Annotated in this window: 12 protein-coding genes and 2 tRNA genes; 3 read left to right on the top strand and 11 right to left on the bottom strand. The window is 49.5% G+C overall.

The features are described from left to right. Positions 1-672 carry an MgtC/SapB family protein gene (locus AB3N00_RS11555; protein ID WP_413034648.1) on the bottom strand — a complete coding sequence of 224 codons (672 nt, stop codon included), beginning with the start codon at positions 670-672 and terminating at the stop codon, positions 1-3. 204 nt (positions 673-876) lie between these two features. Next, a complete protein-coding gene (locus AB3N00_RS11560; RefSeq protein ID WP_413035254.1) occupies positions 877-1,476 on the bottom strand; it encodes a flavin reductase family protein in 600 nt (199 codons plus the stop codon). Positions 1,477-1,632: 156 nt separating this feature from the next. Here AB3N00_RS11560 and AB3N00_RS11565 point away from each other — a divergent pair, with 156 nt between their 5' ends. Next, a complete protein-coding gene (locus AB3N00_RS11565; protein WP_413034649.1) occupies positions 1,633-2,331 on the top strand; it encodes an ArsR/SmtB family transcription factor in 699 nt (232 codons plus the stop codon). Positions 2,332-2,548: 217 nt separating this feature from the next. On the opposite strand, the gene AB3N00_RS11570 is transcribed toward AB3N00_RS11565, so the two are convergent. From AB3N00_RS11570 to AB3N00_RS11580, 3 genes are all read right to left on the bottom strand, one after another. Beyond that, positions 2,549-2,637: transfer RNA gene (locus tag AB3N00_RS11570), tRNA-Ser, on the bottom strand. 6 nt (positions 2,638-2,643) lie between these two features. Then, positions 2,644-2,719, bottom strand: a tRNA-Asn gene (locus AB3N00_RS11575). A gap of 150 nt (positions 2,720-2,869) precedes the next feature. Beyond that, a complete protein-coding gene (locus tag AB3N00_RS11580; RefSeq protein ID WP_413034650.1) occupies positions 2,870-3,340 on the bottom strand; it encodes a SprT family protein in 471 nt (156 codons plus the stop codon). Between the two features lie 121 nt (positions 3,341-3,461). Between AB3N00_RS11580 and AB3N00_RS11585 the strand changes: the two genes are divergently transcribed. Next, positions 3,462-3,818 (top strand): hydrolase/acyltransferase, encoded by a 357-nt coding sequence (locus AB3N00_RS11585; RefSeq protein WP_413034651.1) that lies wholly within the window; start codon positions 3,462-3,464, stop codon positions 3,816-3,818. Positions 3,819-4,034: 216 nt separating this feature from the next. Next, positions 4,035-4,178, top strand: coding sequence for a cortex morphogenetic protein CmpA (cmpA, locus tag AB3N00_RS11590; protein WP_413034652.1), 144 nt, complete (start codon positions 4,035-4,037; stop codon positions 4,176-4,178). A 145-nt stretch (positions 4,179-4,323) separates the two neighbouring features. Here cmpA and AB3N00_RS11595 read toward each other — a convergent pair whose 3' ends face one another. The 6 genes from AB3N00_RS11595 to AB3N00_RS11620 all read right to left on the bottom strand — a co-directional run bounded on the left by AB3N00_RS11595 (position 4,324) and on the right by AB3N00_RS11620 (position 12,975). Next, positions 4,324-6,543: a Tex family protein gene (locus AB3N00_RS11595; RefSeq protein WP_413034653.1), complete on the bottom strand. Its 2,220-nt coding sequence runs from the start codon at positions 6,541-6,543 to the stop codon at positions 4,324-4,326. A 277-nt stretch (positions 6,544-6,820) separates the two neighbouring features. Further along, positions 6,821-9,010, bottom strand: a complete 2,190-nt coding sequence (locus AB3N00_RS11600) for an alpha-galactosidase (RefSeq protein WP_413034654.1) — start codon at positions 9,008-9,010, stop codon at positions 6,821-6,823. 226 nt (positions 9,011-9,236) lie between these two features. Beyond that, on the bottom strand, positions 9,237-9,587 hold the full coding sequence (locus AB3N00_RS11605; protein ID WP_024630714.1) for a type II toxin-antitoxin system PemK/MazF family toxin: 351 nt from the start codon (positions 9,585-9,587) through the stop codon (positions 9,237-9,239). A 3-nt stretch (positions 9,588-9,590) separates the two neighbouring features. Then, positions 9,591-9,872: a CopG family ribbon-helix-helix protein gene (locus AB3N00_RS11610; protein WP_056699650.1), complete on the bottom strand. Its 282-nt coding sequence runs from the start codon at positions 9,870-9,872 to the stop codon at positions 9,591-9,593. A 262-nt stretch (positions 9,873-10,134) separates the two neighbouring features. Next, positions 10,135-11,322: an alanine racemase gene (gene alr, locus AB3N00_RS11615; RefSeq protein WP_413034655.1), complete on the bottom strand. Its 1,188-nt coding sequence runs from the start codon at positions 11,320-11,322 to the stop codon at positions 10,135-10,137. A gap of 438 nt (positions 11,323-11,760) precedes the next feature. Then, positions 11,761-12,975: a DUF4367 domain-containing protein gene (locus AB3N00_RS11620; RefSeq protein ID WP_413034656.1), complete on the bottom strand. Its 1,215-nt coding sequence runs from the start codon at positions 12,973-12,975 to the stop codon at positions 11,761-11,763. Positions 12,976-13,017 lie beyond the last annotated feature (42 nt).

The raw sequence follows: 13,017 nt of genomic DNA on the forward strand, positions 1-13,017 counted from the left end.
TTACTTCAATTCAACTGTTTTTACATGTGGCACATCCTGCAATATAACGATCAATTGCTCTCCCCGGTACGAACCGGGCATCTGTACGGTGAACTCAAGCACAGTCTCCTCACCCGAGTCTGTGCTTGTTTGCCGTTCCGTTTTAAATCCGATGACCGAAATTTTCTCCTGCCCCAGCAGCGCCAATATGGCTTTCAGGCTCTCTGCTTCCTGTCCCAGATGAATGGTCAGCGTTTCTGTTCTCGCCGAAACAAGCCAGCGTGTGGGCCGATGCAGCAGCATCTGAGCAAGTACAATCAGGAGGGTTACACCTGCTCCCGTCCAGTAGAGCCCAGCACCCACGGCCAGTCCCATACCCGCCGTTGCCCAGATGCCCGCGGCTGTCGTCAATCCCCGGACTGTGTGACGCTGCGTGAAGATCATCCCGGCACCGATGAAGCCTACCCCACTAACGACCTGTGCAGCAATTCGTGAAGGATCCAGCGACAGATTGCCCCATCCCGCCTGATCCTGAAATCCATACTTCGATACAATCATCATTAGCGCTGCACCTACAGCAACCACAAAATGAGTTCGTATCCCCGCTTCTTTCATCCGGTTTTTGCGTTCATACCCGATAAGTACGCCGCAAATCCCCGCTATGAGAACTCGCATTAGATATTCCATTTCCATACTTATCACCTCTCTTATGTATATGCTTACATGTACCTTTCTTTACTATTTACCCATTCCTTGTCCAATAAAATAATTAAATAATCGATTATGTCGGCTTGCTTTCAATTCAAAATGGCAAATAAAAAAGTGAAGACCTGTATGGCCTCCACTTGTACATTCTGCATTACATAGGATGTTTCTATTCTTTCTTTTACCCCGATCCTATTCAGCACGGAAGTTCTCCCCTTGTCTCTCCCCCAAACCAAAGTAATGGCGAAAATTATAGATTAGCGGATCCCATTTCGCCGGATCAATTTTATTTGGTCCAGATATAAGCTTCTGTTGTGCATGGACCTTCAGCGCTTTCACCTCAACAACAGCCATATAAGGCGTATGCTCAGGTGTGCGGATGTGCTGCACCAATGCCTCAATCTGAAGCGGGCACTCCGCTATTTTCTTAGGTTGAACCAGAGTCGAGTCTTGAGCTGTTAGGCCAGCTGCTTTAAATTTATCGAAACAAAATTCGTAACCCATTTGTTTTTTCTCCTCAGGAACCGGATATGTACCCGTGTACCGTCCCAAAGATTCTACTTTTCTCCACATGGACGCATCCGGCAAATTTATTACACATTCAGGGTGTCTTCTTAAATTCTCATACGCTTTCCCCTGAATACCCAAGCCAATGACAAGACAATCTCCTAGTGCCCAGGAAGAGGACAGTGGGGACAGGTTGGTTGACCCATCTTCGTTCAGCGTGCTCAGTATCAAGACTGGGGTTCCATAGTATAAAATGCTTGGGTTAATCGTTTCGTGTTGATCCATCTCCATTCCTTCGAAAGATCCTTCTCTAGTATTTTTCTGATTCATTGGTGTACTCCATCTCCTGTCTCCTTCATTCGGCCCTCCGCCATGAGAGCTTGACCCCTGCGAGAGCCTGTCCTGATTGTAATACGCCAATAGTTCAAGTATCATCGAAGTATGAATGCATATCCAAATATATCTGTTATCGCGTCATTAATTGCTGATCCGAGTCGGGCTGTTTTTCTCGAAGCACTGCTGGGTGGACAGGCACTGCCAGCTGGTGAGCTTGCCTATATGGCTGGTGTCACACCCCAAACGGCGAGTAATCACCTTGCCAAACTCGTTGAAGGCGGACTGCTTGTCGTTGAACGGCAAGGAAGACACCGCTACTATCGTTTGGCAGGCCAGGAGATTGCTTTTCTGATTGAAACGATGGGCAGTATCGCCCCTCCTGTTCAGGTGCGGTCTCTCAAACAGTCCAATCAGCTGCAGCACCTGAGCTTTGCTCGTACCTGTTATGGTCATCTGGCTGGAAAACTTGGGATCTCTTTGTGCGATGCCTTATTGCGAGAGGGATACCTCCTGGAGCCAGAAGACGATCAGGCCAAGGATTATCACATTACGGAGAAAGGAGTACAATGGTTAACTTCATTCGGAATTGAACTTCAGGTGAAGCCGGGGTCCCGGCGGGCCATTGCCCGTAAATGTCTGGACTGGAGCGAACGACGTCATCACATATCCGGACTGCTTGGAGAACAATTGGAACGCAGGCTCGCTCAGCTGAACTGGACACGCAAGAAACCGGGCAGCCGTTCGGTTGAAGTTACGGAAGCCGGCAAGAAGGGTTTATACGAGGTCTTGGGAATCTCACTGTAGATGAAGTAGTGGCGATCACCAAATGAGAAAAAGCAAAAAATCCCCTTCACGATGACTCGTTAGACGATTCATCGTGAAGGGGATTCTATTCGTGTAAATCAAAACGGAGAGAGAGGGATACTCTCACTTCGTTCGAGACTGCGATGTATCGCTATCGAAGCCTATGCTCCGACGAACCTCTAGGGTTCTCATCCCTTTACAGTGGAGTAAATCAATACGGAGAGAGAGGGATTCGAACCCTCGCACCGCTTACGCAGTCTAACCCCTTAGCAGAGGGTCCCCTTATAGCCACTTGGGTATCTCTCCAAGAAATGGCTCCCCGAACAGGACTCGAACCTGTGACAACTCGATTAACAGTCGAGTGCTCTACCAACTGAGCTATCAGGGAATAATCTCGAATAAACATAATTTATCATGATTAATAAGCCAAGTCAATAATCTTGTCTACACTTTCTTGCTAGCTGTTAAAATGGGGGCACACGCCCCTTATAGAGACACATTCTATCCTCTACAGATGATTGTGTTTTATCATCATTGACTACTCGTTAGAGATGGTATGGAGCCCCAGCTTGCCGGCACAACGGCCGCACCTGTAACGTTTGGGATCCATTTTCCGTTTGCGCAGATATTCCGTACCACAGCTCTTGCATACAAGCTTGTAACGATAAGGCAGCGGCTTCCTGCCCTTGCCGTCCGGAAGGGACTGACAGAACCGCGAACCCCCTACCTTTTGCAAAAGAGACTTGAATTCCGGGTCCCTGTGGCGATAACCGCGTCCACGAATATGAAGATGGTAGTGACACAATTCATGCTTGATGATTTTCTCGACCTCATCCCGCCCGTACGCTTCAAGCTGATGTGGATTAATCTCAATTCGATGACTCTTAAGCATATATCGCCCGCCGGTTGTCGTCAGACGTCGGTTAAACAGCGCCTCGTGGGTGAACGGAACCCCGAAATGCTCCAGAGATACCTGCTCAATCCACCGCTGCAACTCGGCATTATCCACCCGGTTTCCCCTCCTTTCACACCCCTCGGACCGTTTCAATTTCCGGTATAGTACTTGAATTTTAACCATTTCGTAGGCTACACTGTCAAGTAGAATGTATGAGGGGAGATTATTACTCGTTATGCCTACAATGCGCTATGTCATCCTGCAGCAGGAACAGCAATTGCAGTTTGTGGAAATGCCTGCCGATTACGCCTATCAGCTTAGTGCACTCAACCTGCGCCTGCACAAAGAGATTGATAAACTTACCGCAGCAGATGTACCTGTCCTGCCTTGGGCCATCGCTGAATGTGACAATCTTGATCTTCTGAACGAGCAGCTGAGCATTACCAGCGGGCTGGATTATATCAATGCGTTGGAGCAAAGTTTCGCCGCACTGCGTGAGACTCACTATCCGTTGATTTCCTTACTCACTGAAATTCGGGCGCTTCAGGCCCAATTGGAACAATGGTACGAAGAAGAAATGGAATCGCTCTGATTCATTATTCCTCATCTTTTCACCTGAATAACCGAACTTGAAAGCGCATTTCCCTAAACGGGATTTTGCGCTTTTTATCATATTCTGAACCGACATCGTCGAATGACGAGGCTGGATATTGATTTTTCCTGGCTCACCACGGGTTAATCCGCACAGTCCAGGCTGTTGCCACATATGCTAACGTACAGATGAATTATGCAAGAGGAGGAGATACCCTTGCCTCAATGGCTTTGCAATCAACTGATGCGTGCATTTCACAAAAAGGACAGCAGACAGATCAAGCTGCTGAACGAATGCTGGTTTTTTTACCGGAACAAACCTGCGGGTGGCACACCGCGCAGCGCGGATCGTGAACTCTAGAATCCGACCTCACTCTTCATGTCCACATACAAGTCTCTCTCCCTTCATTAACTCATTCGAAGAATATGGAACGGACGACAATACCATTAAAACCAACAACAAACAGCCTTCCCATTACAGGGAAGGCTGTTCTCCGATCTTTGAATTAGGAAGACTGCTGCGAGGCAGGCTTTTTCATTGTCAGGCCGACCCGGCCTTTTTTGGTATCCACATTCATAACCCATACCGTTACATTATCACCAACAGAAACAACATCCATCGGATGCTTGACGTAACCATTACTCAGTTGTGAGATATGGACAAGCCCATCACTTTTGATTCCGATATCCACAAAGGCACCAAAATCAATAACGTTGCGAACGGTACCCTGCAGTTCCATGCCTTCGACCAGATCCTCAATTTTCAGCACATCTGTACGGAAAATAGGCAGAGGCATCTCTTCACGCGGGTCACGTCCAGGACGCTGCAAGCTATCCAAAATGTCGCGAAGTGTAGGCACACCCACGTCCAGTTTGACAGCCAGTTGTTCAGGCTGCTGCTCAGAGAGAAGCACGGACAGTTCTTTGCTTCCCAGCTTGTCCAGTTCAACCTGGAGTTCCTTGAACAGCTGATCGACAACCTTGTAGGACTCCGGGTGAATCGGTGTACGATCCAGCGGATTCTCACCCTCACCAATCCGCATGAAACCGACGCATTGCTCATAGGTTTTGGCACCCAGGCGAGGTACCTTCTGCAACTGGCGACGGTTCGTGAACCGTCCGTTCTCCTCGCGGTACTTCACGATATTTTTAGCAATGGTGGCATTCACGCCGGCAACATAGGACAGAAGAGATGGCGAAGCCGTGTTAACATCCACGCCGACATGGTTAACCGCAGATTCTACGACTGCTTTCAGACTTTCCTCCAGAATCTTCTGGGAAACGTCATGCTGGTATTGGCCTACACCAATGGCTTTGGGATCAATTTTGACCAGTTCAGCCAGCGGATCCTGTACACGACGTGCGATGGAAGCTGCGCTTCGTTCCGCCACGTCCAGATCCGGGAATTCCTCCTGTGCAAGCTTGGAGGCGGAATACACACTTGCTCCGGCTTCATTAACAATCAGGTACACGAGGCTCTCATCGCCATTTTCCTGAATGATCTCGGCCACAAACTGCTCCGTTTCACGCGAAGCCGTACCGTTACCGATAACGATGAGGCCAATGTCGTACTGCTTGATCATCCGATGGAACACTTCAGCCGCTTCGCGCTTCTTGTTATGCGGCGGTGTCGGATACGTAACAGCCACTTCCAACAGTTTACCTGTGTCATCCACTACGGCCAATTTACAGCCCGTACGGTAGGCTGGGTCGACCCCAAGGACACGTTTGCCATGAATTGGCGGCTGAAGCAGCAGATTGCGCAGATTAGCGGAAAATACCGAGATGGCCTGGCTTTCACCCTTTTCCGTCAGTTCGGCACGAACCTCACGCTCAATCGACGGAGCAATAAGGCGCTTATAGGCATCTTCAATCACAGCGCGCAATATATCCTGTACCACAGATGCTCCTTTGATAACCTGACCTTCCATATGACGGTGGGCAGGCTCTGGCTGTACATCGAGACCCACTTTCAGAATGTTCTCACGCTCCCCGCGGTTAATGGCGAGTATCCGGTGCGGAGGCATCTTTTTGGCCAATTCACGATAGTCATAATAGTTCTCGTATACAGATTCCTGCTCAGCATCCTTCGCTTCCGAAGTCAGCATGCCGTGATCCAATGTGTACCGGCGAATCCATGCACGTATCGCTGCGTCATCCGCAATATTCTCGGCCAGGATATCCTTTGCTCCCTGGAGAGCTGATTCAGCATCCTCGACTCCGAGTTCAGCATTGATGTAACGCGAGGCTTCTTCCAGAGCATTTCCCTGTTTAGGTTGGCTCCAAATCCATACAGCCAGCGGCTCAAGCCCTTTTTCTTTGGCAACACTGGCACGCGTTTTCCGCTTCTGACGATATGGACGGTACAGGTCTTCCACTTCCTGAAGCTTGACCGCTTGGGTAATGGACTGTTTCAGTTCTTTAGTCAGCTTGCCTTGTTCTTCTATAATACGGATGACTTCCACTTTGCGATCCTCTAGATTACGCAAGTATACGATGCGTTCCTCGATGGACCGCAGCTGGTTCTCATCCAGCTCTCCTGTCATTTCTTTACGGTAGCGGGCGATAAACGGAATCGTATTGCCTTCGTCCAGAAGCTCCGACGTCGTGCGCACCTGCTTCAAGGACAGTGACAGTTCCTTGGCTACCTGTTTGATGATTCTTTCCTGGCGTTCCGCCTTTATTGTTTCTTCATTGGGTTCCAGAACCGTTCCCTGTTCAGACAAATAAATCCCTCTTTCCTTCCTGAATCGTTTCAGATCAAGCATGTTCAGGGCAGCTATGCTGCAGTAATCACAGTATCAAACCTGCATTCAAGCAGATTGCTCTTCCCTATATTATCACAAAATTCCGTTCAGTTTTCCAGCATTCATCCTGGTTACAAGTTCTTACAATCCAGATCCTGCTTCATAACTTCACCTAACCCAAGAGAAAAGACCGAAAAACGTCACCCCGACGTATTCCGGTCTTCCCCGAAAAGCACTGCATTAAACGCTGGATTAACTATACCCGTTCAAATCGGAACATCTCGCTCAGATAATCACCCGATGCACGGCCTACAGAAATTCCGCCATACATCAAGGCATCTCCTGTATACGTCTCGGTGCTGCCTTTCAGACGGTAATCCGCATCCGGATCCAGTCCTTTCAGCTTGAGACGTTGAAGCGGCGCATTCGGTTCAGACAACACACGGAAATAGAATACAACCGCTTCGCTGCCGTCCGGTGCAATAAACATCCATGCCGTTTCATTGCCCTCGAACGGGCTAAGCAGACGGCGGAAGGTTCCATATTGAATGGTACCCCGAATTTCCTTGTACAGCTCAACCTGGGCCTTCACAATAGCATTCTCTTCCTCAGTAAATCGGGTCAAATCAAGCTCATAACCGAAGTTGCCTGACATGGCAACATGTCCGCGGGTCTCCAGCGAAGTGATTCGGTTCACCTGATGATTCGGTACTGCAGAGATATGTGATCCCATGGAACTTACCGGGTACACCAGACTCGTTCCGTACTGGATACGCAAACGGGACACGGCATCCGTATTGTCGCTTGTCCACGTTTGTGGCATGTAATACAGCATTCCCGGATCGAAGCGGCCGCCGCCACCAGAACAGCTCTCAAACAGAATATTAGGGAATGAGGACGTAATGCGTTCCATCACTTCATACAATCCAAGCATGTAGCGGTGTGCCGTCTCTCGCTGTCTATCCGCTGGCAGCAGCGCAGAACCCACTTCCGTCATATTCCGGTTCATATCCCACTTCACATAAGAGATCGGTGCAGATCCCAACACGTCACTCAGCATGCGTACGATCTCATCCCGTACATCCTGTCTGGAGAAGTCCAGCACCAGCTGCTGTCTTCCCTCTGTTCGGCGACGGTCAGGCACATGCAGACACCAGTCCGGGTGCTCCCGGTACAGGTCACTGTCTGGCGAGATCATCTCAGGCTCGAACCACAGTCCAAACTGCATGTCCAGTCCGGTTACCCGGTTGGCCAAATCCTCAAGCCCCTGCGGCAGCTTGTTTTTATCTACAATCCAGTCACCGAGCGAGGAATTGTCGCTGTCACGATGTCCAAACCAGCCGTCATCCAGCACAAACAACTCAATACCGAGCTTCTGCCCCGCACGCGCAATCTGTTCAATCTTGTCTGCATTAAAACCAAAATAGGTTGCTTCCCAGTTGTTTACCAATACCGGACGCTCCGTATTACGGAACTTGCCGCGAGCGAGTCGTTCCCGATAAAGTTCATGATAAGACTGGGACATGCCATCAAGTCCCGTATCAGAATACACCATGACCGTCTCTGGAGTTTGGAAAGCTTCTCCGGATTCCAGCTTCCAGCTGAACTCAAACGGGTTAATGCCAAGTGATACACGCGTAGTGTGGAACTGATCCACTTCAGCTTGGGCTGTAAAGCTTCCGCTGTAAACGAGACTGAAGCCGTACACTTCCCCCTGATCTTCATCCGTACCTGGAGTCATGAGCGCAATAAACGGGTTCTGTTGGTGGCTGCTTGAACCGCGGCGGCTTTCCACGCCTTGCAGGCCGGAAGCAAGAGGGCGACGGACAATATCGCGTTCCCGCGTCCATGCACCCGATAGCTGCAGCAGCTCATAATCGGCATGCGGGAAGTCTACGGATGTGCTTAGTGCACGCGCCACGTTCACCGAGGTAGCGCTCTCATTTATGATACGCATGGACCGCGTAATGGCGTTGAAGGACGAATAAGCTGTATAGGAGAGCTCAATGCGGACTCCTGCCACGCGGTCTTCCATCTCAATCACCAGCGTATCCGCTTCATCTGCAGCTTCCACATAGGTTGCCGGCAATCCCTGAAGGGCAGGTTTTCCTTTTTCCAACCGGTGGCCAACATATGTGAATTCCGAAACGCTTGAACCATTCTCAAGTTGAAGCTGAACTGCAGGGTTACGGAAATCACTTGTTCCATAGACTGGCAGTTCCAGTGGCAATGTATCAAATGAAATTGTCCGATCTTCCGGTACCGGATTCGGGCTGAAGGAAGCACGCTCGGTCCGAACATGCAGCCAGCTCAGGTCCGTGTCGCGTAATTTTTTGCCATAATACAGATGTACCAAATATCCCGAAGGCAGCACCTGGAATACATAACTCGCCTTGCGGGTCTGTAAATGAAATTGTAATTTCTCCTGGTTAATATAAATGCTCATATGTCTCCTCCACCTCTATATACGTCATGGCGTAAACGGTTTCTCAGGTTCATTATAACGAAAAGCCTGCCAATGTTCTACGCTTTCATTTTAGTTTAATCAAAAGAGCGTACCGCTGCCCTTGGGCTGCAATACGCTCCTTTGATCTGTTGTCTGTAATTGTGTGTTCCCCGCAAGGAACATCCCGTTACGGACGGCGGGCAGCCCAAACAGACCGCCTCGCATCCTAAAAATCGATCAAACCCAGACTGATCTGCAACGCCTCATTGACCAATTTCATGGTCTCCTCGTCCAGATGGGTAATCTTGTCAGTCAGTCTTTGTTTGTCAATCGTCCGTATTTGCTCGAGCAAAATAACCGAGTCCCGGTCAAAGCCATGTGCTGCAGCATCAATCTCTACATGCGTCGGAAGCTTTGCCTTCTGAATCTGGGCGGTAATAGCCGCCACGATACAAGTTGGACTGAACCGGTTACCGATGTCATTCTGGATGACCAGCACCGGCCTGACTCCACCTTGCTCGGAACCGACAACGGGAGAAAGATCCGCAAAAAAAACGTCACCGCGTTTTACGATCAATGTCTACACCCCGCTAACTAAGCGGTCCAGAGTGCTGTCCGCATCTTCCTCCGCGTGAAAGGCCTCGGATGCCATGGTTAGATTAATTTTTGCCATCTCCATGTACCCGCGCTGCATGGACTCACGGATGTAACGTTTCTTCCGCTCCGTCAAATACAGCTTCATGGCCTGCCTAATCAATTCGCTGCGGTTGGAATTCTCCAGCGCTACGATGCCATCCACTTCCTGCAGGAGATGATCAGGCAAACTGATCATAATCCGCTTGGTGTTCTGCAAGTTGGCCACCTATCTTCCACCCCCACAAACCTTTCGCCATTGTGAACCAGTATTACGTTTTTCCAGAACTTTTATACAAAGGAATATATATGCCCCGAGTATATCAAGTATGCTGTACTCCATTATAAACATGGGGGGCAATATTCGTACAGACCAAACATCTCTTTTCAGGATTTTTCATCCTCGTCAATATAACAACATTCGAGATGCTCCGACAGTTTTCCTTCTGTTCCGAAAAAAAGTTTAATGGAAATAGCGTCCAGTTGACCTGTCAGGATGTCAAAAGAGGATTAACCTTGACGACTTCTACACCGTTCCGGAAATAGATTCGCGGAATCCGGTGGGCCATCATGCAGATCACCTCGTAGGCAATCGTACCAAGCTGGGTAGCCACTTCATCTGCGGTGATGATACCATCAGATTGATGACCGATGAGAACAACCTCTTCGCCGGCTTGAATTTCTTCCGCCTCTTCAGCGAAAGATTGCAGCGACACCATACACTGATCCATGCAGATCGTACCGACGACGGGAACGCGGCGGCCACGTACAAGCACTTGAGCTTTACCTGTCAGCATTCTTGAGAATCCGTCTGCATAGCCGATAGGCAGGGTCGCAATTCGTTCGTTCCCTTGTGTCACATAACGGGTTCCGTAGCTGACGCCCCAATGAGGCGGCAGCGTTTTGACCAGAACCGCCTTCGTCTTCAGTGTCAATACCGGGATCAGCTTCACTACCTGATGATTCACCTCGGCTGAAGGGTACAGCCCATACAGACTGATGCCCACTCGAACCATGTTATAGGATAATTCCGGTGTATCAATGGCAGCGGCACTGTTCGCCGTATGTATAATCGGGATGACACATCCCTGATCCCGCAGCGCTTCAACCACGCTTCGAAACCGTCGATACTGCTCCAGTGTATAGGTCTTGTCTTCTTCATCCGCCTTGGCATAATGGGTAAACATGCCTTCGAGCAGGACCTGCTCCATGGCTGCCACTTCCTGTATGAAAGCAAGAGCTTCCTCACCGGGAAGCAGACCCAGCCGTCCCATACCGCTGTCGATTTTGATATGAACCTTCAGTTTATTATGGGAAGATCCTGTATCGAGATCTCGAATCGCTTCAAGCACTTCCCTGCTGAACAGGGTTATGGTCACATCATGTTCCCTGGCCACAGCAATGCCTTCAGGCGGTGTATAACCCAATACCAAGATCGGAGCCTTGATTCCGTTTTGCCGCAGTTCAATCGCTTCGTCCAGAAAAGCGACACTCAGATAATCCACTCCGATTCGTTCCAGTTCTCTGGCCGTCTCCACAGCTCCATGTCCATAGGCGTTGGCCTTGACACAAGCTAGAAACTTCATGCCTTGCGGCAGTGCTGAGCGGAAAGCATCCACGTTGTTTCTCAAATGATCCAAGTTGATTTCCGCTTGGGTCGGCCGATATTGTCCTTGCACGTTCTGTCACCTTCTCTAGTCATCTTAATCCGACTCACATATCAGACTCCATCGTAATGCTCAAGCATGTGACTGTCAAATGAACAGAAGAACAGTGACTCAAAACGCGTGCCTCGCTTGATTTCGAAGCTGGAAGCGGATGAAGAAACAGGCTGATAAGCGAAACTGCCATGAAACCAAAATACGGATTCACATCATCTCTATCTGCCTATACCGATTACTTACCCGGTTCATCCCGCAAATAAGCGTGTTTTGTATTTATTGGGTCAACCTGCCCATTTCACCGTTCAATTCTTAAGCATTGCCCATGACGACACGACTTGCTTTTACTCCCCATGATATGCTGCGGCTACCTAACTGTGTACATCAAAAAGCACCGGGAAACAAGTCCCGATGCTCCTTATCATTCCTAATGCCCTAGTGACTATACCTTTTACATCATTTACCTGACTGCTCCTGCATGGATGTGGCAATCTGGACCATTTCACTCTCCGGCAGATCGGCACTGGTTATTCTGTATTCGATTCCATCCGTCATCCATGTCAGCGTCTGTAATGCATCTCCGCTCAGCATTCCCAGTGTGAATCCGAGATCCACAACGCGAGATGGGGCAAGGGATACAGCTCTGTCCTGTGGTCTGGCTTCGAAAATCGTATAATTGTACGTCCCTTCGTAGCGGAGCATGACCGAGTAATCCCCGGATTCTTCCACAATCTGATCGTCCTTCAGCTTGACCCCTTCCGGAGCGTAAGTCGGTTCAATCACTCCAAAACTGCCGGCCTCTTCCGGTTCCGTCATGGTAGGCTCCTCTGTGCCTGGATCGACACTGGCCGAATCTTGAGGTTCTTGCTGTTCGTTGTTCTCGTTCACACCAGTTTGTCCGTCACTGACTCCTTCACTAGAACCTGTGGTAGGTTTTTGGCCCGGGTCAGTCTCAGAGCTTGCTGGCTCCTTGGTGCCATTCTCCCCTGCCTGTTCGGCCGGATTACTGCCTGTATCCGCTCCGCTGTTTCCTTCTGTCCCAGCTGTCATGTTCCGCTGCATATCGAATGCATCTTTGCCGAATTCTGCACCGAATTTGAAGCTGTCAAATTTGACATCAACCACTACGTTTGCATTGGAGTCAGATACCTCCACCTGCTTAGGCGCATAATCACTTTTGTTCAGCCAGATTTTCTGTCTGACCAGTGCATGCGTATTGTAATTGGCAGCTACATCAAATACATAGCTTTCCTTTTCATCCGCGAACTGACGAGTTGTATCGCCTGTAATGCTGCGAATCAGTGTCTCATAGAGATAGACCTGGCCCTGGTTATCCGGCCAGTTGCTCTGGAAGCGGAAGCTTTTGTTCTGGCTCGGTGTCAGAACGAATACGCCCTCATCGTTACGCAGTACAATCTGGGTAACATCCTTTTTGGCATTGGTAAGAGCAATTCGGTAATATGAAGGCTTCTGATGCCACACCTCGACCTTATACTGCTGCGGCGTATCTCCGGTGTGCAGTGTCATGACACCTGCTCCCTGGTAACTTTCCATCTCTCCTACGACTTCGTTCAGATCTTTGACCACGGCTGCCGCATCCTTCTTCCCGCAGGCGGCAAGTAAGGCCGATAAGACCAATACCATGGCAAGCATCCATGATATTCGGCGCATGACATCATCCCCTTTAGCACATGTTTTCACTTCAGGATTGTG

It is taken from the genome of Paenibacillus xylanilyticus, assembly GCF_047246825.1.
In the GTDB taxonomy this organism is placed as follows: domain Bacteria; phylum Bacillota; class Bacilli; order Paenibacillales; family Paenibacillaceae; genus Paenibacillus; species Paenibacillus xylanilyticus_B.

Excerpts from the sequence above, each read along its gene's own strand:
- AB3N00_RS11565 (WP_413034649.1), top strand. The coding sequence starts at position 1,633 with ATGAATGCATATCCAAATATATCTGTTATCGCGTCATTAATTGCTGAT.
- AB3N00_RS11560 (WP_413035254.1), bottom strand. The coding sequence starts at position 1,476 with ATGGATCAACACGAAACGATTAACCCAAGCATTTTATACTATGGAACC.
- AB3N00_RS11600 (WP_413034654.1), bottom strand. The coding sequence starts at position 9,010 with ATGAGCATTTATATTAACCAGGAGAAATTACAATTTCATTTACAGACC.
- AB3N00_RS11555 (WP_413034648.1), bottom strand. The coding sequence starts at position 672 with ATGGAAATGGAATATCTAATGCGAGTTCTCATAGCGGGGATTTGCGGC.
- AB3N00_RS11620 (WP_413034656.1), bottom strand. The coding sequence starts at position 12,975 with ATGCGCCGAATATCATGGATGCTTGCCATGGTATTGGTCTTATCGGCC.
- AB3N00_RS11585 (WP_413034651.1), top strand. The coding sequence starts at position 3,462 with ATGCCTACAATGCGCTATGTCATCCTGCAGCAGGAACAGCAATTGCAG.